Genomic DNA, 25,625 nt, shown 5'->3' on the forward strand with positions numbered 1-25,625 from the left:
GCCTGGTCAGCTATCTTAATCCTTCACGTCAAAGCCTAGAAAGCGCAGAGACTTGATTGTGCGGCCATTAATTGGCGGTCGTTCCGTATCCATCCAACCAATTAACTCCATGATGCAGGCTTCACCGAAGCCGCTCAAGGATCTGTTTTCGTCGAATAGGCAGTCATAGGCGCGCTCGAGTTGAGTGCCGTTGCCATGCAAAAGGTAGGTCAGTGTTTCCTTGATGCTGAGAAGTCCATTTTGGGCAAGAAATTCCGGCCGTAGGCCTCGTAAGCCGCCTGCAACGAACCGTAGGCGTTCGTTGAACGCGTGCACGCCGCTCAGCGCGTCAAAAATCTCATCATATTCCGCGGCCTCAATTGAAGCAGGAGACCTCAATGTTGCCCGTAGGCGCTGAATGTTGCCGACCTCGCTATCGGCCCGAACCATGTCGCCAGCATCCGTTTCCGCCTGGGCAAACCAAATATCCAGCCAATGGCGGATACGTTGCCCCCGTTCTTCGCGATCTGTCAGGGGCGTCGAGTGCCATGTGTCGGCAGGCGCATGGGTCACACGCAGCCAGCCGAGAAAGCGGCCAATCTCAATGTCTGGATCTCCCTCGCGGAACTCTGATCGCCGCCGGCCATCCGCCGCGAAGATATCTCGCACTTCCTGAAAGGCTGGAATCAATTCCTCCTCATACTTGCGGCGCAATGCCTGAAGGAAAGACCGCTTCTTCGAAACCAAGTCACTGCCGACTTTCGCACTTGGCGGCGAAGCAGGAGGGACAAAGCGTTCAATGTGCTTCTGAAAATCGGAGTCTTCGACGGGATTTCCAACAGTACGAAACGCTAGTTCGTATTGCGTGCAGAGTTCTTCGGTGAAGACGTCCGCGCGATCCCAGAATAGATTAAAAAGACCAGGCAGTTCATCGAAACCGGTGTCTCTTCCCTTATGAAGCACCACGGATACCTCTCGGTTTCGCATCAAGCCGGCGTCGGTGAGATTTGCGGAACCGACCATCGCGACGTTCCCGACGATATACAGCTTTGCGTGAAATTCTCGGCTAGTATAGTATCGAACACTCACCAACGGATCTTTGAGCATCTGGCGTAGCGCTGCCGGCGTCGTGATGGAGCATAGTCGAACGAGCAAGTTGACCTTACAGTTCTGTACAGTGAGGAGCCTGACGGGTTCATATGTAGATACGAAGGGGCTAGCCAGAAAAGCTTCTGATCCCTGCACTCCCGCATGTCTGAAGAAGTCAATTGAATAGCCCGAGGGCGCGGAGTTGCCGTAGGCGTCGCGAATTTTCGTTTTACTCAAGCTCATCTCTCCTACCGTCATTCCGCTGTATATCGAGAATATCGGTAAATCTCTGGTGAACCTTTTAGGAAGCTTGCCCTTTCGAATCGAAATGCCTCCGATTACCAGAAGCGGGCCAGCTGTTTTCTATTCCCCCCTGATCGTGATCATTTGGTCGTTAGACTGTATCCAGACGATCAGACGCCGCATCACTTCCCCAAAATCACTTCTCGTCCGGCCTTTGAGCGCACATTCCCACACCGTCGCTACACGCCAGCCAGCGTCTAGCAGCGCGCCGGTGACCCGCTCGTCGTTGGCGACATTGCGGCCGATCTTCTCACGCCAGAAATCCACCCGCGTGGCTGGCCATTTGAACAAATGGCAGTCATGCTGATGCCAGAAGCAGCCATGCACGAACACGGCCGCTTTATGGCGGGGGAAGACGAGGTCAGGTTTGCCCGGCAGTTGTTTCGCGTGAAGACGGTAACGCAGACCGGCCGCATGCAATGCTTTGCGGATCAGCAGTTCCGGCTTTGTATGACTGCTTTTGATGGCAGACATATTCCGGCTGCGGGTCGCTGCATCGTGAACGTCAGCCACACCTCAGGCAGCTTCGCGCGGCAATGCCGGTTCGACCAGCGCCTGGATATGGGGCTGCATAATCCGCGCGACGGCCTCGAAAACGGGCACCGCCACGGAATTGCCGAACTGCTTGTAAGCTTGGGTATCTGACACGGGGATACGGAAGTCATCGCCATAGCCCATCAAGCGGGCGCATTCCCGCGGCGTAAGGCGGCGCGGATTACGCTTTTTGCCCTGACTAACGAGGATTTCGGATCCGTCCTTATAGTAGCGGGCGGAAAGCGTGCGAGCGACATCGTCCGGCGTCACGAGACCGAAGCCAAAGCCATTTCCCGCCGCTTTGTGCTTATCGGCATACCCCTGAAGATACTGCCAGAGCTTGTCAGTCAGCGTATATTTGCCGTTCACAATGGCATCGGGGCCCAAGGTATAAGGTGCTTCTGCCTTCTCTGATCCATCCTGCGGATGCAGAATGCTCTTCAGGCGCACGCTACCCCGGACAGGAAGCTTCAGGTCATCCCATCCGAATGCAACATTCTCCCGGAAGCCAACGATGACAATGCGTTCGCGGTGCTGCGGAACGAAGTGCTGTGCGTCGATGACCCTGTGCCAGACCTTGTAGCCGAGCTCTTCGGTCAGGGTCTTGAGGATCACCTCAAAGGTACGCCCCTTGTCATGACTGGTCAGGTTCTTGACGTTCTCAAGCAGAAACGCCGCCGGTCGCTTTGCTTTCAGAATGCGCGCGACATCGAAAAACAGCGTGCCCTGAGTCTCATCCAGAAATCCATGCTTGCGGCCCAGGGAGTTCTTCTTGGATACGCCTGCGATCGAAAAAGGCTGGCACGGGAAGCCTGCAAGCAGAACGTCGTGGTCTGGGATCTCATCGATGCCAATGGTCGTGATATCGCCATGCGGCGGATGATTGTCCCGGAAATTGGCGGCGTAAGTCTGCTGGGCATATTTGTTCCACTCGGAGGTGAACACGCAATGTCCTCCTATTGCGTCAAAGCCTTTGCGAATCCCTCCAATCCCGGCAAACAGGTCAATGAAGTTGAACCGGGTGGCAGGCTGATTAATGGTCTCGCGAGCCATGGAACGAAGTAGCCCGATTGCGGCCTCGCGCGGCTTACCCTCACCTGCTTCCCAGCGCTGTACCTGACGCCCGCTGTAACCGGTCATGAGGGCGAGTTCATCGACCGACAGGCCGGCGCGGACGCGAAGAGCAGCAAATTCGTTAAGCATATTTTCCTCTGGGACAATTTACGACACAGTGTCGTCCTTCATCCCAGATAACAAGTCCTGTTTCAAAAATAGTTCACTTTTTGTTCTTGGCTGGATTTCGATCTGATTTCAGGGGTGGCAGCGGTTACCTGTCATGCGAAGCGCCCAAGCGCCCGGGCTGCGGCAGCAAGCCCAACCGGGCGATCAGGGATCAATTCAGTGTGCATCAAGGGAAATTGTGCGCACATCCCGGTACAAATCCTTTGCGGCCTCGGCGATGTCGTTGACGCGCCATTGTGAACGCCGTTTGTTGAGCCGGGGATTGCCGGGACAGTACTTAGGTGCCGGATCGAGAAACAGCGTGCCGTTGTACAGCGCCTCGAACAGTCGCTCGGCCGAGGTCTCCCGGCACCACATCACCTGCCGGGAAAACTGGATGATGTGCTGGTGCCCCATTTTCAGCAACTCCGGATCGCTGGACTTCACTTTCGTGGCGGGGATGTAGACAGCCTCGTTGTGCTTGGATGTCCAGGAGTTGAGCATCCGCTCCAACGACCATCCCGCCGCCAAACAATCCTCGTCATCGAACAGGCCAAGATGCACGTCATCGTCGGCGCTGGCTGCAAGCGAGACGCCTCGGACATGGTTCATGATTCGGAGAGTCAGGCCGCTCTTGTCGCATCGCACCCCTACGCGATGGACGCCGGTAACCCGCAGATTGCCGTTTTCATCAGGGTAGCCCCAAGTTTGCATGAACTTCGCAAAATCTTGCGCATAAACCCCCATATCGGGCTCCGGCGTGAACAGGGTCACCTTCTTCTGAGTGTGGGTCTTGAGCTCAATTCCCTCGAAATCGCCATTCTTGTCACTGTTCGGAATGATCCCGAGCGCATGCTCCAGGGTGTAGCCGCACACCTGAGTTCCGTTGAAAGCAAGAGTGCCTCCCGACGTATCCAGCCGACTGCCGGGCAGCGGTCGCCCGGCGGCTACCGCAAGCATAGCAGTGAGGCGCTCAGGCGCGGTCGACCGTAGCCGCAGATGCCGCCACACTCGCGAACCCTGTGCTGAAGGCAGGGCGGCGACATCGCTGATGAACTGCGGCTTGGGATCGGCAACCAGGACCGCAATGACCTCGCCCAAGCCCCGGCGTCCCAGAACCAGATACCGGGGTATGTGCGGATGCGCCTTCGTAAACGCCACCGACATGGCTTCCGGCATGGTGTTCTCGACTGTCTTGAATCCACTCAGCCGCGTCTCCGGATACTGAGGGTAGATGATCATCCGCACGTCTCGGGCGGCGACCTCCCGGCCAGTTGTATCGATCCAGGCAAAGTGACTGAAAATCGCCTCTGGAATCGCCGCCCCCTTCGTGTTGGCTCCCTTCCTGCGGCTTGCAGACGATCCCCGGAGTGAGAATGTCACGTCGAACATGGGATAGACGGGTGCGAAATCAGCACCGGAGTAGATCTGGTTCTTGTCGTTGTGGTTCTTGCTCAGCGGCTTGATCAGCGCCTCTGTCGCGCCATGGCGGCCGAGCAGGTCGCGAATTTCGGAGAGATCTGCGGGAGAATATTCGAACGGCACCGGCACCTCCAGGATTTCTGATGGAGGCGAAGTAGGCACTTGGAAATAGGCGCGCAAGGGGTATTTACACGGCTAAAACCCGGCTAGAATATTATGAATAGCTCATTTCGGCCATTTGTAGACAACATATAGCGAATTGTCTGCGAATAAATTCTCCACGCAGCTCCCGTTCAGCGACTTGGCGCGCGCCGTTAATGCGAGTCTTGGAGATCGGTCGGCGCGACCGCCATGGAGGCGATGGAAATGTCAGGCGCACAGCGGACAGGCTGGCTTGCTGACTGGCACCGGCCTTCTCGTGGTCGGGGGAGTCGCCGATTGCTATTTGGGGTTGCATGATCACGATCTATGGTTGGCATTGATCGGTCGCATGTAGGACATACCCGGAACACCTCACCACTCAGCGGTGAGAACCGCCACGCAGGTCGAGACGGTTTTCGCCTTTACAGGTCCGGGCAGCGCTGGCACCGTGCCCATGCCCGGTACTCCAAATGGGTAGTACACGGACGTAGTTTTGGGCTTATCCGGCGGTCAATAAGTTGTTGATTTTTCTATCGGAAGATTGTTGGGGACCCCTCCCGTAGGGGTCACCAGCCTTCCCGGCTGGGCAGGCTTGGAAAAGCCCTTGATCTCCCAACATAGATTATCGACCTGCGATGATCGCATGTGCGCATGTATGGCTCGCGACCGCAAAATTCGTGTGGTGTCAGGGAGCCGGCTACAAGGGGAAAAGACGCAGCCACCAAACCCCTTCCCGAGCGCGGGAAGAGCGAAATCATCGCTATTTGGGGGTGTCAGAAAAATGGTGCCCAGAAGAGGACTCGAACCTCCACGACCTTGCGATCGCCAGCACCTGAAGCTGGTGCGTCTACCAATTCCGCCATCTGGGCACGGGGTAGGACCGGCGCTTTAGGGGGGCTGTTCGGGGGTGTCAACAGCCTCGAACAGATAAGATGGGATTGATGCAAAATATTGTGTCGGGGTCAGCCAGAGAGGCCGCGGAAGGCCAGAACGACGATCCAGACAGCGGCGAAAATGGCGATCCAGATGAGGATCATCTTCACCAGATGGTGGAGCGGGAGGCGGCGCAGGGCCAGGCTGCTGCCGACAAGGACGAAGGCCAGGACGAACCAGAGGCTTTGGGCAATCATATCGGCCATGGCCAACTCTCCTGCTGGAACGGACGCCCGCGAAGGGAGATCAGATCAGGGCGGTCAGACCATCGTAGCCGGGCTCGACGCCTTCGGGAAGCATGGCGCGCAGACGGGCATAGTCCATGCTGTTATCCATGTGGGTGAGGATGGCGCGGCCTGGGCGTATCCGCGCGATCGCCTCCAGCGTCAGAGCCAGATGGGCGTGGGTCGGGTGCGGCCGCTCGCGCAGCGCATCGATGACGAGACAATCCACGCCCGCATAGAGCGAGACCATCGCATCGGTCATCTCGTGAAAATCCGTGGCGTAGGCCAGCGACCGGCCGCCGCAGGAGAATCGGAAGCCGCTCGAGGAGATGAAGCCATGGGGCTGATCGACATGGGTGACCGCGATGTCGCCCACCGTCACCCCCTCGTCGGGCAGGTCATGGCCCGCGATGGTCGCGCGATACCCCTCGCGCCCATCGAACGCATAGTCGAAGCGGCTGCGCAACGCCGCCATGGTCGCCTTGTGACCATAGCCGGGTACAGGGGTGCCACGATGATGCATGATCTGCCGCAGATCATCGATGCCGTGGCAGTGATCGGCATGGTCGTGGGTCCAGAAGACGGCATCCAGATGCACGACATCGGCCGCCAGCATCTGCGCGCGGAAATCCGGGGAGGTGTCGACCAGCAACCGCGTGGTCGCACTCTCGACAAGGATCGAGACGCGGGTGCGGCGATTGCGCGGCTCGGCGGGATCGCACTGCCCCCAATCATTGCCGATACGCGGAACGCCCGAGGAAGTGCCGCTCCCCAACATGACCAGCTTGAGCGTCATGGCGTCACGCGACCGGCGCGGCGCGGGAGAACAGGGCGAAGAAGTTGTGCGTCGTTGCCTGCGTCAGCGCCTCCAGAGGCTCGCCACGAAGATTGGCCAGGAAGCGCGCGGTATCGGCGACGAACGCCGGTTCGCAGGGCCGTCCGCGGTGCGGCACCGGCGCGAGGAAGGGCGAGTCCGTCTCGACCAGCAAACGGTCGGCCGGAATGCGCGCCGCCGTCTGCTGCAAAGCCTTGGCGTTCTTGAAGGTCACGATCCCGGAAATACTGATGAACAGGCCGAGGTCCAGTGCGATGTCGGCAAAGGCATCGCTGGCGGTGAAGCAGTGGATCACTCCGGTGAATGTCCCCTGCCCCATCTCGTCCCGCAGAATGGCCGCGGTGTCCGCCTCGGCATCGCGGGTATGGATGATGATCGGCAGACCGGTCTCGCGCGCGGCGGCGATATGGGCGCGAAAGCTCGTCTGCTGCTGGACGCGATCGCTATGGTCGTAATAATAATCCAGCCCGGTCTCGCCGATACCGACGACACGGGGATTGGCCGCAGCGGCCACAAGCTTGGCGGTATCGACATGGGCATGGCTGTCCGCCTCATGCGGATGAATGCCGACGCTCGCCCAGACGTCCGCCTCGCGCTCGGCCAGTCCGATAATCGCGGCCCACTCCCGCTCGCGGGTGGAGATGTTGAGCATCGTGCCCACCCCCGCCGCACGCGCACGGGCGAGGACAGCGGGCTGATCCTCGACCAGCCCCTCATAATTGAGGTGACAATGGCTATCGACGAGCATCAGGCTTCCGCTGCGGGGGGTTCAAGGCGGGGGAAGAGCGGCTGCTGCGGGCCGACGACATGGCCGCTCGCGCGCAGCGGCGTGTACCAGTCCGTGCCGATGGCGCTGAACGTGCGCGCATCCTGAGGCAGCCCCATGCGGTCGAGCAGTTCCTCTGCGCTGCGCGGGATGACCGGCAGTGCGGAGACAGCCAGCGTCGCAATGCAGACATAGAGCGTCGCCAGCACGGCCTCCATACGGGCCGGATCGGTCTTGCGGAGCGCCCAAGGGGCCTGCGCATCGACATAGGCATTGCAGGCATAGGCCGCGCGCAGCCAGGCCTGGATCGCCTCGTGCGGGGCGAAGCGCTCGAATGCGCCGGGAACATCCTGCATGGCAATCTGCCGCACCTGCGCCAGCAAGGCCTCATCATCGGCATTGGGTGCCGGTGTGGGCACACGGCCTTCCAGGTTCTTGGCAATGAAGCTCAGCACGCGCTGGGCGAGATTGCCGAAGGCGTTGCCAAGCTCGGTATTCGATTTATGAACAATGGCTTCCGCGCTATAGCTGCCATCATTGCCGAAGCCGACCTCGGCCAGCAGGAAGTAGCGCAGCGGATCGACGCCGAAGGCCTCGGCCAGCTCGACCGGATCGGCAACATTCCCCAGTGACTTGGACATCTTCTCGCCGCGGTTGAGCAGGAAGCCGTGGCCGAACACCGTTTTCGGCAAAGGCAGTTTCGCGCTCATCAGGAAAGCCGGCCAGTAGACCGTGTGGAAGCGTACGATATCCTTGCCGATGATGTGGACGATGTCGCCCCCTTCCGCCCAGTAGCGCGCCATGCGTTCTGGATCAGAGGGATAGCCGCAACCTGTGAGATAGTTTGTGAGCGCATCCACCCACACATACATGACGTGATCCGGCGAGCCGGGGACCTTCACGCCCCAATCGAAGCTGGTGCGCGAGACAGACAAATCGCGCAGCCCGCCCTCGACGAAACGGAGGATCTCGTTGCGGCGGCTTTCGGGCTGAATGAAGTCCGGCTGATCGCGGTAGAGCGCCAACAGACGGTCCTGATAGGCCGAGAGGCGGAAGAACCAGCTCTCCTCCACGGTCCATTCCACCGGCGTGCCCTGCGGGGAGAGCTTTTCCCCGCCATCGCTGAGGCTTAGCTCGCTTTCATCATAATAGGCCTCATCGCGGACCGAGTACCAGCCTTCATAGCGATCGAGATACAGGTCGCCATTGTCGACCATCGCCTGCCAAATGGCCTGGCTTGCGACATGATGGGCCGGCTCGCTGGTGCGGATAAAGCGATCATAGCTGATGTTCAAAAGATCATCCATCTCCCTGAAATAGCCTGACATCTCATCGGCCAGCGCGACAGGCTCAACGCCGCGCGCACGGGCGGCCTGCGCCATTTTGAGGCCATGCTCGTCGGTGCCTGTCTGGAAGAACACGTCCCGCCCCATCATCCGGGCCGCGCGGGCGAAGGCGTCCGTCGCGATTGCTTCATAGGCATGGCCGATATGAGGGCGGCCATTGGGGTAACTGATCGCCGTGGTAATGGTTAAGGGTTTGGGCATGATGTCCTGCTGGATAAGGGCCGTCTGAGGCGCGGCTTTCGCTTGCGGCTTCTCTAGCGGGGTACAGGGAGGATGCCTAGACTCCTCTCCGACCTCGCAGCGCGGCGCCCCGCGGAAAGGGTGACTTACAACAGCGAGCGGATCTGATCCACGCACAGCACCGCAAAGAGCAGCGAGGCCAGGCCGAGCATCAGGTTAGACCACCAGCCCGAGCGCCATTGCGCGGGCACTGCCTTCGAATTGAGCAGCCACATGAGCGTGACGGCGAGGAAGGGCATGAAGAAGGCACCGAACGCGCCATAAGCAATGATGAGCGCAAAAGGCTGGCCCAGAAACAGCAGGAGCATGGGCGGGAAGGTGAGCCAGAGGACGTAGAAGCGGAAGGCCGGCGTCCGGTCCAGCGTGGCCGCTATGGCCGGATCATGCACCGCAATCTCCCGTGCCCGTTCCGCCCGGATACTGCGGACGAAATCCGCAAACAGCAGCGATACGCCTTGCCAGACGCCGAGCACCGACGAAAAGGTCGTCGCCGCGAACCCGATGAGGAACAAGGTCGCCACGGTACGCCCGAAGCGCGCCTCCAGCACCGCGCCCAGATCGAGCAGGCCCCGGTCGCCACCGGAAAGCGCGATCTGCGCGGTGTAGAGCAGTTCGGCACCGACGATGAGCATCGCGATGACGAAGATGCCGGTCGCGATATAGGCCACGCGATTGTCGAACCGCATCATCGGGATCCAGGCTGGGGAGCGCCAACCCTTGGCGTTGACCCAATAGCCATAGGCCGCGAGCGTGATCGTGCCGCCGACGCCGCCGATGAGGCCCAGCGTATAGATGGCCGAGCCCTCCGGCAGCGTGGGCGCGAGGCCGATCAGTGCTGCGTCGAGATCGGGCATGACGAGGATCGCAAGCCCGACAACGACGACGAACATGACGCCGATCAGCAGCTTCATCACGGCCTCGAACACCGCATAGCGATTGAACAGGACGAACAGCGCGCCGGCAAGGCCAGACAGCATCCCCCAAGCCCAGAACGGTAGCAGGCCGGGGAACATCGCGGCGAGCGGCAGCGCGGTCGCGCTCATCGCCGTGCCGCCATACACGAAGCCCCAGATCAGGATGTAGATGCCGAAGTACCAGCTCGTCCAATGGCCGAGCGACCGCCAGCCTTGCAGCATCGTCGATCCGGTGGCGAGATGATAGCGCCCGGTCGCCTCGGCCAGCGCGATCTTAATGATGCAGCCGATGACGGCGGCCCAGAGCAACGCATAGCCAAAGCGCGCGCCGGCAACGAGCGTGGCGACGAGATCGCCCGCGCCGACGCCGGTCGCGGCCACGACGATGCCGGGGCCGAGCCGTTTCCAGCGCTCCAGTCCGACGGGCGGGGTTTCGTCTATCGGTGTGGAAGGCAAGTCGGGCGCATCTCGGGTTTGCCTGTGCTCGCTCGCCATCCTGTCAGTCCCCCACTTGCCGTTCGCGAGGGGTATAGCGCGATTTTGGCAATGTGGTGATTTTCCTGCTGGGCAGCCGATGATGTACGCTTGGATGCGCTCCTGCGAAGGCAGGAGCCTGGGGCGGCTAGGTTCGTCAGTTGTGCCCTGGGCTCCTGTCTTCGCAGGAGCACCTATTCAGAAAGGCCAGCGAACACCTCTATCGCCCGACGCGCGCCACGGTCTCGCACAGGGTGTAGACCAGCGCGCCGGGCTCGAGCTGCAGCGGGGTGACAGCGCCGGCGCCGAGGCGCTGGGCTTCTTCATAGGCGGCGATGCCAGGACCGAGCCTGGACGCGGGCGCACCCCGCAGACGGCGGGCGATGTAGCGCGGCACAAGATCGACAAAGGCTTCGAGGCGGGGGCGAGCCGCCACCCCCGAGAGCGCGCTCATCAGGCCGGCGCGGGCGCCCTCCCCACCGCGTCCACCCTGCGCGATGGCATCGAGTGCGTGCTCCAGCCCGGGCAGATCCAGATCGCGATTGGCGATCGCTTGCCCCGGTGCCCCCTCGGCACTCGCCGCCAGCGCGGCGCGCTCAGGCTCTGGCACCTCCGGCAGCGCGGTCGCCAGCGCCTGTGCCATGCTCGCATCATCCAGCGGCGCAAAGCGGAGCACCCGGCAGCGGGAGCGGATAGTGGGCAGCAAGCGACCGGGCCGATGCGCCACGAGCACGAAGATCGCACCCGTCGGCGGCTCTTCCAGGCTCTTGAGGAGGGCGTTGGCAGCGCCCGCCTCCAGATCATCCGCGCTGTCGATCAGCACAACACGCCGGCTGCCCATGGAGGGCGCGCTATGCAGCAGACGCGAGAGGCTGCGCACCTGATCGACGGTGATGTTGCGGGCGAGTGCGCCGCTGTCAGTCTTGCTGTCGCGCTCAAGTCGTTCGAGCCGCATGAAATCGGGATGGGCGCCGCCATCGAACAGGCGCATCGCCGGGTCTGTGGGGTCCGGTGCGAGCCGATCCGACGGGACGGGACGTCCCGCGCCGCTGACCAGCAGCCGCCGGGCGAAATCATAGGCGATCCCGGCCTTGCCCAGCCCCCGCGGCCCGGCGAAGATCCAGCCATGATGGAGCCGGGTCGTCGCGCTGGCCTCGATCAGCGTCGCGATCTGCTCGTCATGGCCGAGCCAGCGCGTCATCGCAGCCAGTCGGCGAGCGCGGCCAGCAGCCGGTCGCGCACCGTCTCCATCGATCCGCTGGCATCAATTTCCCGGAAACGCGCGGGTTCAGCGGCTGCGAACCGGCGAAATGACTCGGCGACATCGCGATGAAACCCAGCATCGCGCCCGCCGATCCGATCCACCGCCCCGGCATCCCGCGCGCCGGCCCGTTCGCTGCTCTCATCGAGCGGCAGGGCGAGCAGCAGGGTGCGATCCGGCAACAGCCCGCCCGAGCCGATGCGGTGGAGCGTCAGAATGTCCTCGTCGCTCAGCACGCCGCCCACGCCCTGATAGGCACGGCTGCTGTCCAGAAAACGGTCACAGATCACCCATTTGCCGGCCTCCACGGCCGGCAGAATGGTGCGCTCGGCATGATCGGCCCGGGCCGCAGCGAACAGCAGCGCCTCGGCGCGCACGCTCCAGCGATCCGCCGCACCGGAGAGCAGGAGGCCGCGAATGGCCTCGGCCCCCTCGCTGCCACCGGGCTCGCGGGTCAGCACTGTCTGGATGCCGCGCGCCTCAAGCGCCTCCGCGAGCAGACGGGCCTGCGTGGACTTGCCGACGCCCTCGCCGCCTTCCAGCGTGATGAAGCGGCCGCGCGTCATGTCGGTACTCAGCTAAAGAAGGAGAGGAAGCCGTTCCACAGGCGCGCGAAGAAGCCGCCTTCTGCGACAGCTTCCTTGGCTACAAGCGGCAGGGTCTGCGTAGTGCCGTCCCCGGCATCCACCACCAGATGAGCAATCTCCTGCCCCTGCGCGATCGGCGCCTTGATTGGGCCGCGATAGACGACCCGCGCCTTGATCTCGCCATTCGCCGCCGCAATCGGCACGGTCGCGACGAGATCGCGCGGCGTCACCAGATCGACCGAGCGTGCCCAGCCGCCCTGGACCTGCGCCTGCCCCAGCGTAACGCCCTTCTTGGCCAGCGGCTTGGACCGCCAGGCCTTGAAGCCCCAGTCCATGAAGCGCACGGATTCCTCCACGCGGCCATTGAAGCTAGTGAGGCCCGCGACGACCATCACAAGACGGCGACCATTCTGCTGGGCCGAGCCGGTGAAGCCGTAGCCCGCCTCCTCGGTATGGCCGGTCTTGAGGCCATCCGCGCCATCCACACGCCCGAGAATCGGGTTGCGATTGGCCTGGCTGATCTCCGATCCGCCCATGGTCTGGCCCCAAGTGAAGGATTTGACCGTGTAGAACTGCTTGTAGAGGTCCGGCGTCTCTTCCAGCGTGTTGCGGGCGAGCGTCGCAAGATCGCGCGCGGTGGTGTAGGTGCGGCCTTCGTCGGGCCAACCGGTGGTGTTCGCAAAATGGCTGTTGGTCATGCCCAGCCGCTTGGCTTCGGCATTCATGAGGTCGGTGAAGGCCTCTTCCGATCCGGCGATGCCCTCGGCCAGCACCACGCAGGCATCATTGCCCGAGAGCGTGACGATGCCGTGCAACAGGTTCTCGACCGAGACCTCCTCATTGACGGAGAGGAACATGGTCGAGCCCTGGCTATGCCACTTACGCCAGGTTTCCGGACGGACGGTGAACTTCTGGTCGAGCCGCAGCTTGCCCTGCTTGATGAGATTGAACGCCACATGCGCGGTCATCATCTTGGCCATGGATGCCGGCGGCATCCGCCGGTCCGCATCCTTATCGAACAGCACCCGGCCGGACGACAGATCGACCATATAGGCGACGGAGGCCTCGGAGGTGTAGCTTGGCGTGTTCGCCTGCGCGGCGGACAGGAAGAGCGGCAGGACGAGGGCAATCGGCAGAAGTGCGCGCATGGGAAAATCCGGTCGTTGACAGGTCATCGCGCGCCCTGCGGGCATCGCGGCTTCGCTTCGTCCTTAGCCATCCGCCATGGCTCTGCCTAGCCCCGGATCAAGGCCGCACCGCATCGGCCAGCAGGCCGACGGACAGCGCGTAGAAGTTCGAGCAGTTGTAGTCGAGGATTACGCGGTAATTGCCGGTGAGCAGATAGGCCGTCTTGCCCGGGCCATCCGGCTCGATCAGCGTCGCCTGAATACTGCCATCCGGCCAGGAGCCGCCCTCCGGCATGATTCCGAGCGCCTGCCACTCGCGCATCGAGAGCCAGCGACTGTGACGACCGAACACGCGCGGGCAGCGAGTGGGATTGAGCGTGCTGGTGATCCGCCGACGGTCGAATCCGGTCGGCAGCCGCACCGCGACGCCCCAGGGCTCGCCTTTGCGCCAGCCGGCGCGCTGGAAATAATTGGCGATGGAGGCCAGCGCATCGGGCTCGCTCGACCAGATATTGGGCGTCCCGTCACCATCGGCATCCACCGCATCGCGCAGATAGACGCTAGGCAGGAACTGCGGATAGCCAAACGCGCCGGCATAGCTGCCGACCAGCCGCTCACGCGGAACGCCGCGTTGCATCATAGACATCACGGCCAGCAGTTCCGGCTCGAACAGCGCGCGCCGGCGCCCTTCATAAGCGAGCGTCGCCAGCGAGCGCAGCAGGTCGAAATCGCCGCTGATCGTGCCGTAATTCGTCTCATGGCCGTAAATCGCGACCATGATCTCCTCCGGCACGCCCGTATCACGCTCGATCGCCACCAGCAGCGCGCGATTGGCATTGTAGACCGCGCGGCCGCGGGCAATCTTCCGCGCATCGATGTGGCGCTGGCGATAGGGCTCGAAATCGGGAATCTGGGCATTGTCGGCTGTCGGCAGATTGCCGCGATCCAGCGCCGCGACGCGCGGGTTGAAGCTCAGCCCGGCAATCGCCCGGTCGAAAGTCGCATCGCTCACGCCTTGCGTCCGCGCCTTGCCACGCAGACTTTGCAGATAACCCGTGAACCCGGCCGCCGTCTGCGCATCGACCGGATCGTTCGACGAGGGCAGTGCCTGCGCCACGGCGGGGGCCTGCGCGGCGAGGGAAAGACCGAGAGCGAAACCGCAAAGCGGCAACAGCCGGCGGCGAAGCGAATGCATTGTCATCCGCGCATATTGGCAGAGTTGACGCAGGACGCGCAAGGCAAGCCTCCGCAATTGGGCGCATCGCCCCTGCGACGAACCGCCCGCGCAACAATGCCTCGCTCGCGCGGGCTTCCTTTGCCGAACAGTTTCGACTAGGGCGCGGAGCAACGGACAGGTGGCCGAGTGGTTTAAGGCAGCGGTCTTGAAAACCGCCGTGGGTGGAAGCTCACCGTGGGTTCGAATCCCACCCTGTCCGCCAAATCTTCTCACGCGGGCTTCCTCTTCCGGTCGCTAGTCTTTGGCGGCAATGGATCGTGCGCCACCCCGATTCCCCACATGTCCAAAAGTTCATGCAGGCGCCATGCTCCGGTTCGGTGCTGGGGGCCATAAGGGGCTTGCGATCCACGAAGGGTCGCTTGTTGAAGGAGATACCCTCATGAACCGTCGCCTGATCATTGCCGGCCTGGCATCCCTCGCAGCCATCGCCACGCCGGTTGTCGCTTCGGCCAAGACGGCACCGGCGAAGGAAAGCCATCACAAGGTGGCCAAGCCCGCCAAGCCGGCCAAGAGCACGACGACTGCATCGCTCGCCGCTCCGGCCAAGAGCACGACCGTCAAGAAGTGATCCCCCGTCACCGGAGCCATGCCGTCCCTCCCCCTTGCCCGCATGGCTCCGGTCGACCGCTTCATGGAGACAGGCTTGATCCTGTCGGCAGCGGAAGCAGACCGAAGGCCGCTCAGCCTCCCACGCCGATGAGAATTTCAACCGCGAACAGACCATGGCGGCGGGTGAAACGGACCTGACCGCCATGCATGCGCGCCACGGCCGCGACGAGCGATAATCCAAGGCCTGCCCCAGCCTGCCCGCGCGCGGCATCCAGCCGACCGAAGCGCCGCAAGGCTTCTGCTTCCCGATCCGGCGCGATGCCCGCCCCTTCATCGGCAAGACCGATGATCACGTCTGCAACCTCGCGATCCAGATACAGCGTCATCGCACCCGCGCCATATTTGAGCGCATTGTCGAGGAGGTTGGCGAGCGCCTGACCCAGCAATTCGCGATGGACGCTGACCTCGACCGGCCGCTCGATTGCGATGGAAAGGCTGCGGCCTTGCTCCTCAACCAGCGGCGCGTACAAGTCTTCCAGATCGGCGAGCATCTCGCCCAGCAGTGTGGGCCGGAAGCGCTCGCGCCCGATGCCCGCTTCCGCGCGGCTGATCTCCAGCGCGGTGGTAAGCATGGCGAGCAGCTGGTCCGCCTCGCGGCTGATGCCCTCGATGGCCGTGCGCATTGCCGCCGGATCGTCCGTCTCCAGCGCCCGGTCGATTCGTGCGCGCAGGCGGGTCAATGGCGAGCGCAGATCGTGCGCCATGCTGTCGGTGACGGTGCGCAGTTCGCCGATCAGGCTGCCGATCCTGTCCAGCATCCCATTGATCGCCTCCCCCAGCCGGTCGAAGCTGTCCCCGGAACCGTGCAGCGGCACGCGCTGCTCGATATCGCCTGCGCCTACGCCCTCTGCCGTCGCGGCGATGTGCCCAATCCGGCGATCGATGATCTGCACTACGAACCATGCGCCGGCGAGCGCGAGCGGCAGGGCAAGCGCCAGCGCGGTCAGCAGGGCCTCGTGAACAGTCTGGCGGATTTGATCGCTGGCCTCGGCGCGGCGGCCGACGAGCAAGCGGCGCCCATCGCCCAGCCGCGCGGCGGTGATGCCGAACGGGGCCGGCTCTGCATCTCCCAGCCGGTAAAGCTCGGCGCGCGTCCAGCCCGCCTCGGCCGTGACATCGGGCGGCCAATCCGAGAGGTTTCCAGCCACTTTGCGCCCGTTACGATCCACGAGCAGAATGAGGGCATCGTTATCGTCCGCAGTTCGCTCGGCGATTGCCCGGTTCAGCGCCTGCACGCCTTCATCCCGGCCGATCATCAGCAGGCTGTCGCGATCCTCAACGGCGATGCTGCGGTCGGCCGCCGCGAGGTCGGCGCGCACGAATTGCGTGACCGAGGCGAGTAACGCCGCGCCGAACACCAGTTCCAGCAGCAAGATCCAGCCCATGAAGCGGACATGCGACGAGCGCAGCCAGCGCAGGCCCGCCCCGGATGCGGCACCCGGTCGACTCATTCGCCCAGCCGGTAGCCCGCGCCGCGCACGGTGTGGATCAGGGGGACATCGCCCTCAATATCGATTTTCCGGCGCAAGCGGCTGACATGCACGTCGATGACGTTGGTGCCAGGGTCGAAATGATAATCCCACACGCCTTCGAGCAGCATCGTGCGCGTGACGACCTGCCCTGCGTAGCGCATCAGATATTCGAGCAGCCGGAACTCGCGCGGCTGAAGCTCGACGCGTCGACCGCCGCGCTGCACCGTGCGCTTGAGCAGATCCATGTGGAGATCGCTGCAGGCAAGCGTCGTCTCCACCGATGTACCATGGCCGCGCTTGCGCATCAGCAGTTCCAGCCGGGCGAGCAGTTCGGCAAAGGCGAAGGGTTTGACCAGATAATCGTCGGCACCCGCCGTCAACCCCGTCACGCGGTCATCTACGGAGCCGAGCGCAGTCAGCAGGATCACCGGCGTTTCGATGCCGGCAGCACGCAGGGCGCCCAGCACGGCCATACCGTCCATGCCCGGCAGCATCCGGTCGAGAATGATCGCGTCATAGCCGCCATCGGTCGCCATGAAGAGGCCGTCGCGCCCATCCGCGCTATGATCGCCGACATGGCCATGTTCGGCCAGCCCCTTCAAGATGAACTCGGCCGTCGCACGATCATCTTCGACCAGGAGTATTTTTCTGCCCATTCCACCGTCCCTGGCGCCATTATTTGCCGCATCGTCGAGCGCGGGCCTCATATCGCACGGCGCCGTGCGCCAGCGATAGCGGAATGTCGCAATGGGCGGGATCGTCGATCATGTGCCGCGCCACGCCGAGCCTTCGCACTGCATGCCCATCCACAGCGCGCAATTGATCGCCCACCGCAATCGGCCCGCCCCCTGCCTGCCCATCCCGCAGGCTGGTCACGACGATCCGGCCCGCCTTGTCCTCGCCCAGCGTGAACCCGGCATGCGTAGCATGGCGAGGCGCGGCGGCTGACGGTGGCACGAGATGGGAGGACAGCAAGGGCGGCGCGCCCGCCAGCGGAACGAGAAAGAAATAGAGGAGGCGGTTCGAGAGGCCCATGACATCCCGCCTAGACCATCGGGAATGGCGGGCGGCTGACCGCCACATGACATGAAGTTCATGAAGCGGCCACCGCGTTGACCGGCTGTCACTGCCAGAGGATACCCTCGGACGATCATGGACATGAGAGCAGCATGACGAGGCGCGGAGGATGGATGCGGAAGACGGCAATCACGCTCGTTGCCCTTATGGCGCTGGTGCTCATGGCGTTCGGCTGGTTGGGCTATTTCGGCAGCGACCCGTTCACGATTTTGCGCCCCGCCGGCTACCATCCGCGCGCCGGTGCGCCCGTGGCGGTCATCTTTTCCGGCGACATGGGCTTTCGGGTCGGCATGGGGCCAAGGATTGCGCAGCGCCTTGAAGCAGCCGGCATCCCGGTGGTTGGCGTCAACAGCCTGACCTATTATCGCAAGACCCGCACCCCGTCCGAGGCTGCTGCGCTCATCACCCAGGCGCTGGCGCAGGCGCGCGCCGTGAACCCGCAAGGGCGCGTGGTGCTGATCGGCCAGTCCTTTGGCGCGGATATGCTCCATGTCGGCCTCGCCAACCTGCCGGAGGCGCAGCGTCGGGATATCGCGCTGGCCGCGCTCTTCGTGCCCGGCGCGACGGTCGAGTATCGTGCATCGCCAAGCGAAGTGCTGAGCTTCTGGGAGACCGAGCATGATGCCCTGCCTACCGCGCGCACGCTCAGCTGGCTCCCCTTGCTCTGCGTCTACGGCAAGGAAGAACCGCAAAGCCTCTGCCCCCGATTCCACCTGCCTAATCTGCGCAGTCATGGCCTTCCCGGCGGTCATCAGCTGAACTGGGATGTCGCGGCGGTCACGGGACTATTGTTCGACGCGATGACCTCGGCCGGGGTCAATCCTCATGGCTAAGCTGCTCGCGATAGCCGTTGCCGCCATGATCGGCGCCTTCACGCCGGCTCATGCCGAGAACGCCATTGCCGGGCATTGGATCAATCCGCGCGGCACGGTGGTCGTTACCACGGGCGATTGCGACGGCGGCCTGTGCGGCTGGGTGAGCTGGGCGAACGCGACCGCCCTTGCCGATGCCGCCGACGCTGGGGTCTCCAGGCTGATCGGGACCAAACTCCTGCAGGATTATCATGCCAAGTCACCGGGGCATTGGGCGGGCCGCGTCTATGTGCCGGACCTTGGCCGCACCTTCTCGTCCACCATCGAGCAGCTCGACCGGGATCGGGTGAAGATTTCCGGTTGCCTGATCGGTGGCTGGCTGTGCAAAAGCCAGATCTGGGTCCGCCAGGTTCAGGCCGATTAGCGCCCGATGGCCTCCGGGGGGCAGATGAAGACCATGACTCAGCGCCATCGCACAATCCTGACCATTGGCGTTGCTTTGCTGTTGGCCGTGCTCGGCTTCGTGGCGCTCAGCCACTTGCTGCGCGAGGTCCATCTGCGCGACGTGAGGGCAGCATTCCACGCCTTGCCTCCTCTCGCCTTTCTGGCTGCCGCGCTCCTCACCGCATGCAGCTACGCCGCGCTGACGCTGTATGATGTGATGGCCCTGCGCACCATTGGGCGCCCCCTGCCTTACCGCACCGCCGCGATCGCCTCGTTCACCAGCTACACTCTGAGCCATAATCTCGGCCTCTCGCTGCTGACCGGCGGGTCGGCGCGATATCGGGTGTACAGCGCCTCCGGTTTGGGCGCCGGGGATATTGCCCGCGTGATCCTGATCGCCAGCCTGACCTTCTGGAGCGGTGTGTTCGTGCTCTCAGGCGCCATGCTCGCCTGGCGGCCCGAAGCGCTGGCTTTTGACGGGATGGTCGTCCCGCCTGGTGTGCTGCGTGCGATTGGGCTCGCCTTGCTGCTCGCCACCGCTGCAGGCCTCCTCTGGTCCGGACGACGAGGGCGGACGTTGCATGTCCGTCGCTGGTCGCTCCCTTTGCCGCCGGCCAAGCAGATCATCGCGCTCATCGGGATCAGCGCGCTCGATCTTGGAGCGGCCAGCGCGGCGTTGTTCGTGCTCATTCCTGGCATCGAGATCAGCGCCTGGCCGGCCTTCTTCATCGGCTATACCCTGGCAATCGTCGCCGTGCTCATCACCCATGTGCCGGGCGGCATCGGCGTGTTCGAGGCGATCATGCTGATTGCCTTGCCCAATGTGGACCGGCCGGAGCTGGTCGCCGCCCTGCTGGCCTATCGCCTCATCTATTATATCGCCCCGCTGATTGTGGCGGCCGTGCTGATCGTGGTGCAGGAGGGCGCGCGGTGGCATAAGCCCATCGGACGAACGCTGCGCGGCGCTCAGGTCGTCGCCTCCGGCATGGCGCCACTGATGATCTCTGCGCTGGTCTTTTTCGGCGGCACGGTGCTGCTGATCTCCGGATCGCTGCCGACCATCCCCTGGCGCGCCAACACCGTGTCCGACATCGTGCCGCTGCCGTTCGTGGAGCTGTCCCACATGGCCGGGAGCCTGATCGGCGCGGCTCTACTGGTGCTCTCCGCCGGGCTTTACCGTCGCCTTGACGGTGCTTTCTGGCTCACGCGCCTGCTGCTTCTCGCCGGCGCGGTCTTCTCGATCGTGAAGGGGCTGGATTATGAGGAAGCAGGCGTCATGCTGCTCATCGCGGCCGCGCTGCAATGGTCCAAGCCCGCGTTCTACCGGCGCACACGCCTGCTGGCGGAGGCCTTCTCGCCCGGCTGGCTGGCGACGATTGCGGTGGTGGTCGGCCTGTCGATCTGGATCGGTCTATTCGCTTACCGACATGTGGATTATCAGAACGATCTGTGGTGGCGCTTTGCCGAGCGCGCCGATGCCGCGCGATTCCTGCGCGCCAGTCTTGCCGTCGCGGTGCTGCTCGTTGGCGTCGGCCTTGCCCGCCTGTTCGAGCCCGGCCGGGCCGAACGCGCCGTAGAAGCTGGGGGCGATGAGCCGTCCCCCGCCGCTATCGCGCTGGCCGACCGGACTGACGCAAATCTTGCCTTCACCGGAGACAAGCGCTTCCTCCACTCGCAAAGCGGCCGCGCCTTCCTGATGTATCAGATCAAGGGCGCCAGTTGGATCGTGATGGGCGATCCTGTCGGCGCCGAGGACGAATGGTCGGACCTGCTCTGGGACCTGCGCGAAAAGGCGGACGCGGCGCAGGGACGCCTGCTGCTCTACCAGATCAGCCCGGTCGCCCTGCCGATGGCCATCGAACTGGGCCTGCGCATCACCAAATACGGCGAGGAAGCCCATGTGGACCTCGCGACATTCTCGCTCGATGGCCCCAGCGCCAAGTCGCTGCGCCATGCAGAGCGCCGGGCGACGCGCGAGGGCGCGACGTTCGAGGTGATCCCTGCGACCGACGTACCCACCCATATGGGCGAACTCGAGCGCGTCTCCGATTTCTGGCTCAAGGCCAAGGGCCAGCGCGAGAAAGGCTTTAGCGTCGGCCGCTTCGACCCGGCCTATCTGGCAAGATTCGATTGCGCCGTCGTGCGCAGTCAGGGGCAGATCGTCGCCTTCGCCAACATCTGGCAGACACAGACCCGCTCGGAACTCTCCATCGACCTCATGCGCCATGACGACGCCGCGCCTTATGGCACCATGGACTTTCTGTTCATCCGCCTGATGCAATGGGGGCAGCAACAGGGCTATCGCTGGTTCAACATCGGCATGGCGCCACTCTCCGGGCTGGAAGCGCGCCGCCTCGCGCCTTTGTGGTCAAAGCTCGGGGCGTTTCTCTATCAGCACGGCAATGCCTTTTACGGCTTTGAGGGGCTGCGCGCCTATAAGGAGAAATTCTCGCCCGAATGGGAGCCGCGCTACATCGCCGGGCCTCAGGGCATCTCGCTCGCCCGCGCGCTCATCGACCTGCAGAGCCTCATCGGCGGCAGCCCCCAGACCTGATCCATCGTCAGCGCTTCAGGGGCGCTTGCGAGCGAGGATGATCTGCGCCAGCAACGCCGCGTTGCTATCGAAATGATGACCGCCCGGCACGACATATTGCTGGGCCAGCCCCTGCGGGATCTTGCCGCAGGCGCTCTCCTCTTCATCCTGCCCCCGCACGCACTGGACCGCCAGGCCTCGCAGCCGGGTAATCGCCGGAATGGTCGGCAGCCCGCCGCTATCGCCCACGTCCAGCCAGCTACTGAGGTGAAACTGGAAATCCGCCGTGCTGCTCAAGCCCAGCAGGGACACGCGCTCGATCTTGCTGCGGATGGCCGGCGGTAGAGCATCGACCATGAATGGGAGGGCATCCGCGCCGAAGCTGTAACCGATGAGCAGAACCCGCGGACGCGCCCATCGCTCGCTGAATGTCTCGATGAGCGCTCCGAGATCGCGCCCGGTCCCGGCAGGGGTGCGCGCAGTCCAGAAATATTCGAGGCTGTCCACGCCGACCACCGGTATCCCTGCCGCAGCGAGTTGGCTCGCCACGTCGCGGTCGATGCTCGCCCAGCCGCCGTCGCCCGAATAGATGATCGCCATCAGATCGCGGTTCATCGGCGTCGGCGCCGCCTGCACCAACGTGAGCGGCATGGTGAGGTGCGGGAGCGCGCCGGCGGGAGGGCGCGGCTGGTCGCGCGGCAGCAGTGCCATCGTCGCATCCGCGATGGCTTTCGGCCATGCCTGCGCGGCTGAGGGCAGCGTTCTCTGGTTGGCGCCCGGCACCGCGCGCACGAAGGATTGCGTCCGGCCGACTTGCGCCGCCGTGCCCATGACGAGCCAAGGCACGCCAATCTGCCTGTTCGGTTTCAACGACCACCGAGCGGTCTGCCCGACGCGCGCAAAGGACGCCCCTCCGGTCGCGCACCACGGGCTGGCACTAATCACCTGCGGCGTGAAGCCGATCGAGATCACCCCACGGTAGGGCGCGTTGGGCCATTGCGACAGCGCGGCATAGGTCAGAGCCGCTCCCATGCCTTGGCCGATCAGCACGGGCTTGAGATAGGCCTCAATTCCCGCACGATGCTGGAGATCCTTGGAGAGATCGTTGATCGGCGCATTCAGGTTGAGGCAGCGTTGATGCCAAGCCTGAACGGTCTTGAGCAATGTAGCTGCCGAAACCGTCGCAACGAGGAGCCCGCGCTGGCTCAAACCGCGCGCGATGGGAGCGGCAGTCGGCGAATCCGAAAGGAAGATCACGACACCCTGCGGCGCACCGGCCGGCCGGTCGACATGCACGGCGCCAAAGGGCGCCAGCCGATAGGATGCGCTCGGCGCGGCGACGGATGTCCGCCCCTGCGCAGTCGCGCTGACCGCACCCAGCAATCCCAACGCCAGAAAGCCGAGCAGTTTCTTGCGCATGTTCTACCTCGTGTTCGATCCGACCGTCGGCGACCGCGTCGCCCGATGCCTCTAGCGGGCCGGAATACTACAGCGCCCGCTGCTCGGCGAGATGCAAGGTGGGCTCGTCGCAAAAGCGATCACTCACCCCTCTTGACGTGCTCCCTGCCCCGGCCGACTAGAGCGCGGCGAGGATGGAGCAGAGCATGACCGGCAGAGCACTTCAGATGGCGGGATGGCAGACCGAGCATGTCATCGGATTTCGCCCGACCATGTCGGCCTTCCTGCTCAAATCCTTCAAGGGCTGGCTGACCTTGGCCGGATCGATCCTGCTGCTCGGGATTCCCTTTATTGCCGTGGGCGTGGTCGCGCTGCGCTATCGCATGACATGGTACGAGCTGAGCGGCGAGCGCCTGTTCATTCGGCAGGGCATCCTCGCCCGGACGGAAGAGGAGATCGAACTCTACCGCATCAAGGATGTGCGCGCGGATTTCTCCATCATCCAGCAATTGTTTGACGTCGGCAATCTGCAGATCATTTCCTCGGACCTGACCGGCGAAGGCGTCGATCGGCGCACCGTGCTGCGCATCAGCAACCTGGAGAATGCGCGCCATATCCGCACGGAACTGCGCAACCGCGTGGAGCGCGCTCGCAGGCTCAAGGGCGTGCGCGAAATCGACATGTAAGCGCACCGGGCGCGTTGCCGGACCGGCTAGATTGGCACGCAAAAAAGCCCGGCCGTTTCCAGCCGGGCTTCCTTGAAATCGAGCGCTCGACTCAGGCGAAGCTGACAGTCGTGCGACGACGACGCATCATCGTACCAGCAATCGCAAACCCGCCGATCAGCATCATCCACGTTGCCGGCTCAGGCACGGGCGCCGCAACCGGCGAAACGCTGCCGGACAGGGCGAAGCGCGTGCCGCCATTCCACTTCACGACGGTCTCGTTCGAGAGCGCGAGCGACGTGCCATCAGCCGTCAGCGGGCTTGCAAAGACCAGCGAGATGCTCGAAATCGGCGAGAGGAACGATGCGCTCAGACCGAGGGTCGAAGACCAGGTGAAGCCAAGGGCATCCGCCAGCGTGTAGGTGTCGCCCGGGAAGTTGCCGAAGAAGCCGTAATTGTTCTTCGTGGTGCTGATCGAGAAATCGAGCAGCGTCGACAGATCGTTGCTGGTGGTGAACGATCCCGTCAGCGCACCGCCGCCGACGAAGTTCACATCATCCAGCGTGAACGTGACTGCTGCAGAGGCAGGCGCTGCCGCCAGCAGCATCGCACCGAGCGACGCTGCCGCCAAAAGTGATTTACGCATGATAATCTCCCACATGTGCCGCTGCGAGTCTGCAGCTGACTGGAGGCGCATAGCAGACCTTAGAATATGATTAACAATAATATTAACCATTGCTGTTCTAAAATGGGCCACTCTTATCGTTCCGACCGCCCCCAGCCCAGCAGGCTCACGCCGGGTCGATCAGGCATTCCTGCGAAAGCCCCAGCCTCGTTTGACTTGAATTATCCCGCCACTTATGGACGGCGCCAAAGATCAATTGCTTGGCTGCACTTGCTGCGTCGCGGCCCTTAAAGAGCAGAAGGCTCTATGAGGGCATTCCACCTGGGAGAGATCAAGCGTGACGCGCGCGACCGCCGGGCATGGGATCGGGACGAACAGCAAATGGGCCGACATCACAGGCCGCATCAGAAAGGCAGGATCGCGTGAACGCTCTCGCAACGGACAATCGGCCAGTGGGCGGCGCCAAGCTGATCGACGGCAAGACCGTCGCCCTCAAGATGCGCGACGAGCAGCGCGCACGGGTCGAGGCACTTCAGGCGCGCGGCGTGACGCCCGGTCTGGCGGTTGTGCTGGTTGGTGAGGACCCCGCATCCGCCATCTATGTCAGCCGCAAGGTGAAGGCCTGCGAGGCGGTCGGCATCAAGTCGATCAGCCATCGTCACCCGGCCACCATCACCAATGAGGAATTGCTGGTGCTGATCGGCAAGTTGAATGCCGATCCCAATGTCCACGGCATTCTCGTCCAGCTGCCCCTGCCCAAGCATATCGACATGGAGAAGGTGCTGGAGACCATCGCGCCCGAGAAGGACGTCGATGGCTTCCACCTTTACAATGTCGGCGCGCTGGTGGTGGGGCGCCAGGTCTTCCCGCCCTGCACGCCTTATGGCGTGATGAACCTGCTCAAGCATGAGGGCATCCCCATCGAAGGGCGCAATGTCGTCGTAGTCGGCGCATCCAACATCGTCGGCAAGCCGATGGCGCTGATGCTCATGGCCAATGATGCGACAGTCGCGATCTGCCATGCCAAGACGCGGGATCTCGGCCAGTGGACCATCCTCGCCGATATTCTCGTCGTCGCTGCGGGCGTGCCGAACCTGATCGTGCCGCAGATGGTGAAGACCGGTGTGGTGGTGATCGACGTGGGCATCAATCGCCTGCCCGATGGCCGCGTGGTCGGCGATGTGGATTTCGAGGGCGTTTCCAAAAAGGCGAGCCACATCACGCCCGTGCCGGGCGGCGTCGGCCCGATGACCATCGCGATGCTGCTGGAGAACACCATCCAGTCAGCCGAGCGCATCGCGGCCAATAAGGACGGCTGATCAGCCTTTCAGCGCGCTGGCGGATCGCCCGCCGGTGC

The 25,625-nt window shown here is 63.4% G+C and carries 24 protein-coding genes and 2 tRNA genes; 7 read left to right on the plus strand and 19 right to left on the minus strand.

Going from position 1 to position 25,625, the window contains the following annotated elements:
* Nucleotides 1-15: 15 nt before the first annotated feature.
* From M2332_RS03040 to M2332_RS03105, 14 genes are all read right to left on the minus strand, one after another.
* Nucleotides 16-1,305, minus strand: a complete 1,290-nt coding sequence (locus M2332_RS03040; RefSeq protein ID WP_264572918.1) for a phospholipase D family protein — start codon at nucleotides 1,303-1,305, stop codon at nucleotides 16-18.
* A gap of 126 nt (nucleotides 1,306-1,431) precedes the next feature.
* Complete coding sequence (locus M2332_RS03045) at nucleotides 1,432-1,884, minus strand: very short patch repair endonuclease (protein WP_264572919.1); 453 nt, start codon at nucleotides 1,882-1,884, stop codon at nucleotides 1,432-1,434.
* A 3-nt stretch (nucleotides 1,885-1,887) separates the two neighbouring features.
* Nucleotides 1,888-3,108, minus strand: coding sequence for a DNA (cytosine-5-)-methyltransferase (gene dcm, locus M2332_RS03050; protein WP_264572920.1), 1,221 nt, complete (start codon nucleotides 3,106-3,108; stop codon nucleotides 1,888-1,890).
* A 195-nt stretch (nucleotides 3,109-3,303) separates the two neighbouring features.
* On the minus strand, nucleotides 3,304-4,728 hold the full coding sequence (locus tag M2332_RS03055) for an MvaI/BcnI family restriction endonuclease (RefSeq protein ID WP_264572921.1): 1,425 nt from the start codon (nucleotides 4,726-4,728) through the stop codon (nucleotides 3,304-3,306).
* Nucleotides 4,729-5,471: 743 nt separating this feature from the next.
* Nucleotides 5,472-5,558 (minus strand) — tRNA-Leu (locus M2332_RS03060).
* 93 nt (nucleotides 5,559-5,651) lie between these two features.
* Nucleotides 5,652-5,828, minus strand: a complete 177-nt coding sequence (locus M2332_RS03065) for a hypothetical protein (protein WP_264572922.1) — start codon at nucleotides 5,826-5,828, stop codon at nucleotides 5,652-5,654.
* Nucleotides 5,829-5,868: 40 nt separating this feature from the next.
* Nucleotides 5,869-6,642 (minus strand): MBL fold metallo-hydrolase, encoded by a 774-nt coding sequence (locus tag M2332_RS03070; RefSeq protein WP_264572923.1) that lies wholly within the window; start codon nucleotides 6,640-6,642, stop codon nucleotides 5,869-5,871.
* Between the two features lie 4 nt (nucleotides 6,643-6,646).
* Nucleotides 6,647-7,429 carry a TatD family hydrolase gene (locus M2332_RS03075; RefSeq protein WP_264572924.1) on the minus strand — a complete coding sequence of 261 codons (783 nt, stop codon included), beginning with the start codon at nucleotides 7,427-7,429 and terminating at the stop codon, nucleotides 6,647-6,649.
* Nucleotides 7,429-8,994, minus strand: coding sequence for a methionine--tRNA ligase (gene metG / locus M2332_RS03080; RefSeq protein WP_264572925.1), 1,566 nt, complete (start codon nucleotides 8,992-8,994; stop codon nucleotides 7,429-7,431). Before metG ends, M2332_RS03075 begins: the two co-directional genes overlap by 1 nt.
* A gap of 125 nt (nucleotides 8,995-9,119) precedes the next feature.
* Nucleotides 9,120-10,403 carry an Nramp family divalent metal transporter gene (locus tag M2332_RS03085; RefSeq protein ID WP_264572926.1) on the minus strand — a complete coding sequence of 428 codons (1,284 nt, stop codon included), beginning with the start codon at nucleotides 10,401-10,403 and terminating at the stop codon, nucleotides 9,120-9,122.
* A 238-nt stretch (nucleotides 10,404-10,641) separates the two neighbouring features.
* The gene (locus tag M2332_RS03090; RefSeq protein ID WP_264572927.1) at nucleotides 10,642-11,622 is read right to left on the minus strand and encodes an AAA family ATPase; all 981 of its coding nucleotides are present in this window, start codon (nucleotides 11,620-11,622) and stop codon (nucleotides 10,642-10,644) included.
* On the minus strand, nucleotides 11,619-12,248 hold the full coding sequence (tmk, locus tag M2332_RS03095; protein WP_264572928.1) for a dTMP kinase: 630 nt from the start codon (nucleotides 12,246-12,248) through the stop codon (nucleotides 11,619-11,621). The genes M2332_RS03090 and tmk overlap by 4 nt, the downstream gene beginning before the upstream one ends.
* 8 nt (nucleotides 12,249-12,256) lie before the next feature.
* A complete protein-coding gene (locus M2332_RS03100; protein ID WP_264572929.1) occupies nucleotides 12,257-13,417 on the minus strand; it encodes a D-alanyl-D-alanine carboxypeptidase family protein in 1,161 nt (386 codons plus the stop codon).
* A 97-nt stretch (nucleotides 13,418-13,514) separates the two neighbouring features.
* Nucleotides 13,515-14,597, minus strand: coding sequence for a lytic transglycosylase domain-containing protein (locus tag M2332_RS03105; protein ID WP_264572930.1), 1,083 nt, complete (start codon nucleotides 14,595-14,597; stop codon nucleotides 13,515-13,517).
* A 148-nt stretch (nucleotides 14,598-14,745) separates the two neighbouring features.
* On the opposite strand from M2332_RS03105, the gene M2332_RS03110 reads away from it, so the two are divergent.
* Both M2332_RS03110 and M2332_RS03115 read left to right on the plus strand, forming a co-directional pair.
* A tRNA-Ser gene (locus M2332_RS03110) sits at nucleotides 14,746-14,835 on the plus strand.
* A 177-nt stretch (nucleotides 14,836-15,012) separates the two neighbouring features.
* Nucleotides 15,013-15,201, plus strand: coding sequence for a hypothetical protein (locus M2332_RS03115; protein WP_264572931.1), 189 nt, complete (start codon nucleotides 15,013-15,015; stop codon nucleotides 15,199-15,201).
* A 112-nt stretch (nucleotides 15,202-15,313) separates the two neighbouring features.
* Here the strand turns inward: M2332_RS03115 and M2332_RS03120 are convergent, their stop codons facing one another.
* Genes M2332_RS03120 through M2332_RS03130 form a run of 3 tightly spaced genes read right to left on the minus strand, consistent with a single transcriptional unit; the run spans nucleotide 15,314 to nucleotide 17,749 of the window.
* On the minus strand, nucleotides 15,314-16,693 hold the full coding sequence (locus M2332_RS03120; RefSeq protein ID WP_264572932.1) for a sensor histidine kinase: 1,380 nt from the start codon (nucleotides 16,691-16,693) through the stop codon (nucleotides 15,314-15,316).
* A complete protein-coding gene (locus M2332_RS03125; RefSeq protein ID WP_264570397.1) occupies nucleotides 16,690-17,370 on the minus strand; it encodes a winged helix-turn-helix domain-containing protein in 681 nt (226 codons plus the stop codon). The genes M2332_RS03120 and M2332_RS03125 overlap by 4 nt, the downstream gene beginning before the upstream one ends.
* Nucleotides 17,371-17,389: 19 nt before the next feature.
* A complete protein-coding gene (locus M2332_RS03130; protein ID WP_264572933.1) occupies nucleotides 17,390-17,749 on the minus strand; it encodes a PDZ domain-containing protein in 360 nt (119 codons plus the stop codon).
* A gap of 155 nt (nucleotides 17,750-17,904) precedes the next feature.
* Between M2332_RS03130 and M2332_RS03135 the strand changes: the two genes are divergently transcribed.
* From M2332_RS03135 to mprF, 3 genes are read left to right on the plus strand one after another with little or no spacing between them, the layout of a single operon-like run.
* Nucleotides 17,905-18,624, plus strand: a complete 720-nt coding sequence (locus tag M2332_RS03135) for a virulence factor (protein WP_264572934.1) — start codon at nucleotides 17,905-17,907, stop codon at nucleotides 18,622-18,624.
* Complete coding sequence (locus M2332_RS03140) at nucleotides 18,617-19,027, plus strand: DUF2147 domain-containing protein (protein WP_264570400.1); 411 nt, start codon at nucleotides 18,617-18,619, stop codon at nucleotides 19,025-19,027. Before M2332_RS03135 ends, M2332_RS03140 begins: the two co-directional genes overlap by 8 nt.
* Before the next feature lie 24 nt (nucleotides 19,028-19,051).
* Nucleotides 19,052-21,601, plus strand: coding sequence for a bifunctional lysylphosphatidylglycerol flippase/synthetase MprF (mprF, locus tag M2332_RS03145; protein WP_264572935.1), 2,550 nt, complete (start codon nucleotides 19,052-19,054; stop codon nucleotides 21,599-21,601).
* Between the two features lie 15 nt (nucleotides 21,602-21,616).
* Here the strand turns inward: mprF and M2332_RS03150 are convergent, their stop codons facing one another.
* Entirely contained in the window at nucleotides 21,617-22,999 is a 1,383-nt protein-coding gene (locus M2332_RS03150; protein WP_264572936.1) for an AcvB/VirJ family lysyl-phosphatidylglycerol hydrolase, read from the minus strand.
* A gap of 185 nt (nucleotides 23,000-23,184) precedes the next feature.
* On the opposite strand from M2332_RS03150, the gene M2332_RS03155 reads away from it, so the two are divergent.
* Nucleotides 23,185-23,664: a PH domain-containing protein gene (locus M2332_RS03155; protein ID WP_264572937.1), complete on the plus strand. Its 480-nt coding sequence runs from the start codon at nucleotides 23,185-23,187 to the stop codon at nucleotides 23,662-23,664.
* A gap of 91 nt (nucleotides 23,665-23,755) precedes the next feature.
* On the opposite strand, the gene M2332_RS03160 is transcribed toward M2332_RS03155, so the two are convergent.
* Complete coding sequence (locus tag M2332_RS03160) at nucleotides 23,756-24,289, minus strand: PEPxxWA-CTERM sorting domain-containing protein (protein WP_264572938.1); 534 nt, start codon at nucleotides 24,287-24,289, stop codon at nucleotides 23,756-23,758.
* Nucleotides 24,290-24,765: 476 nt separating this feature from the next.
* On the opposite strand from M2332_RS03160, the gene folD reads away from it, so the two are divergent.
* Entirely contained in the window at nucleotides 24,766-25,587 is an 822-nt protein-coding gene (gene folD, locus M2332_RS03165; protein ID WP_319801495.1) for a bifunctional methylenetetrahydrofolate dehydrogenase/methenyltetrahydrofolate cyclohydrolase FolD, read from the plus strand.
* The last annotated feature ends 38 nt before the right edge of the window (nucleotides 25,588-25,625 follow it).

It is taken from the genome of Sphingobium sp. B11D3A, from assembly GCF_025961695.1.
GTDB lineage: Bacteria > Pseudomonadota > Alphaproteobacteria > Sphingomonadales > Sphingomonadaceae > Sphingobium.

Coding starts and splice junctions, on each gene's coding strand:
- dcm (WP_264572920.1), bottom strand. CDS start 3,108: ATGCTTAACGAATTTGCTGCTCTTCGCGTCCGCGCCGGCCTGTCGGTC.
- M2332_RS03065 (WP_264572922.1), bottom strand. CDS start 5,828: ATGGCCGATATGATTGCCCAAAGCCTCTGGTTCGTCCTGGCCTTCGTC.
- M2332_RS03070 (WP_264572923.1), bottom strand. CDS start 6,642: ATGACGCTCAAGCTGGTCATGTTGGGGAGCGGCACTTCCTCGGGCGTT.
- M2332_RS03075 (WP_264572924.1), bottom strand. CDS start 7,429: ATGCTCGTCGATAGCCATTGTCACCTCAATTATGAGGGGCTGGTCGAG.
- metG (WP_264572925.1), bottom strand. CDS start 8,994: ATGCCCAAACCCTTAACCATTACCACGGCGATCAGTTACCCCAATGGC.
- M2332_RS03090 (WP_264572927.1), bottom strand. CDS start 11,622: ATGACGCGCTGGCTCGGCCATGACGAGCAGATCGCGACGCTGATCGAG.
- tmk (WP_264572928.1), bottom strand. CDS start 12,248: ATGACGCGCGGCCGCTTCATCACGCTGGAAGGCGGCGAGGGCGTCGGC.
- M2332_RS03100 (WP_264572929.1), bottom strand. CDS start 13,417: ATGCGCGCACTTCTGCCGATTGCCCTCGTCCTGCCGCTCTTCCTGTCC.
- M2332_RS03105 (WP_264572930.1), bottom strand. CDS start 14,597: ATGACAATGCATTCGCTTCGCCGCCGGCTGTTGCCGCTTTGCGGTTTC.
- M2332_RS03115 (WP_264572931.1), top strand. CDS start 15,013: ATGAACCGTCGCCTGATCATTGCCGGCCTGGCATCCCTCGCAGCCATC.
- M2332_RS03120 (WP_264572932.1), bottom strand. CDS start 16,693: ATGAGTCGACCGGGTGCCGCATCCGGGGCGGGCCTGCGCTGGCTGCGC.
- M2332_RS03125 (WP_264570397.1), bottom strand. CDS start 17,370: ATGGGCAGAAAAATACTCCTGGTCGAAGATGATCGTGCGACGGCCGAG.
- M2332_RS03130 (WP_264572933.1), bottom strand. CDS start 17,749: ATGGGCCTCTCGAACCGCCTCCTCTATTTCTTTCTCGTTCCGCTGGCG.
- M2332_RS03135 (WP_264572934.1), top strand. CDS start 17,905: ATGCGGAAGACGGCAATCACGCTCGTTGCCCTTATGGCGCTGGTGCTC.
- M2332_RS03140 (WP_264570400.1), top strand. CDS start 18,617: ATGGCTAAGCTGCTCGCGATAGCCGTTGCCGCCATGATCGGCGCCTTC.
- mprF (WP_264572935.1), top strand. CDS start 19,052: ATGAAGACCATGACTCAGCGCCATCGCACAATCCTGACCATTGGCGTT.
- M2332_RS03150 (WP_264572936.1), bottom strand. CDS start 22,999: ATGCGCAAGAAACTGCTCGGCTTTCTGGCGTTGGGATTGCTGGGTGCG.
- M2332_RS03155 (WP_264572937.1), top strand. CDS start 23,185: ATGACCGGCAGAGCACTTCAGATGGCGGGATGGCAGACCGAGCATGTC.
- M2332_RS03160 (WP_264572938.1), bottom strand. CDS start 24,289: ATGCGTAAATCACTTTTGGCGGCAGCGTCGCTCGGTGCGATGCTGCTG.
- folD (WP_319801495.1), top strand. CDS start 24,766: ATGCGCGACGAGCAGCGCGCACGGGTCGAGGCACTTCAGGCGCGCGGC.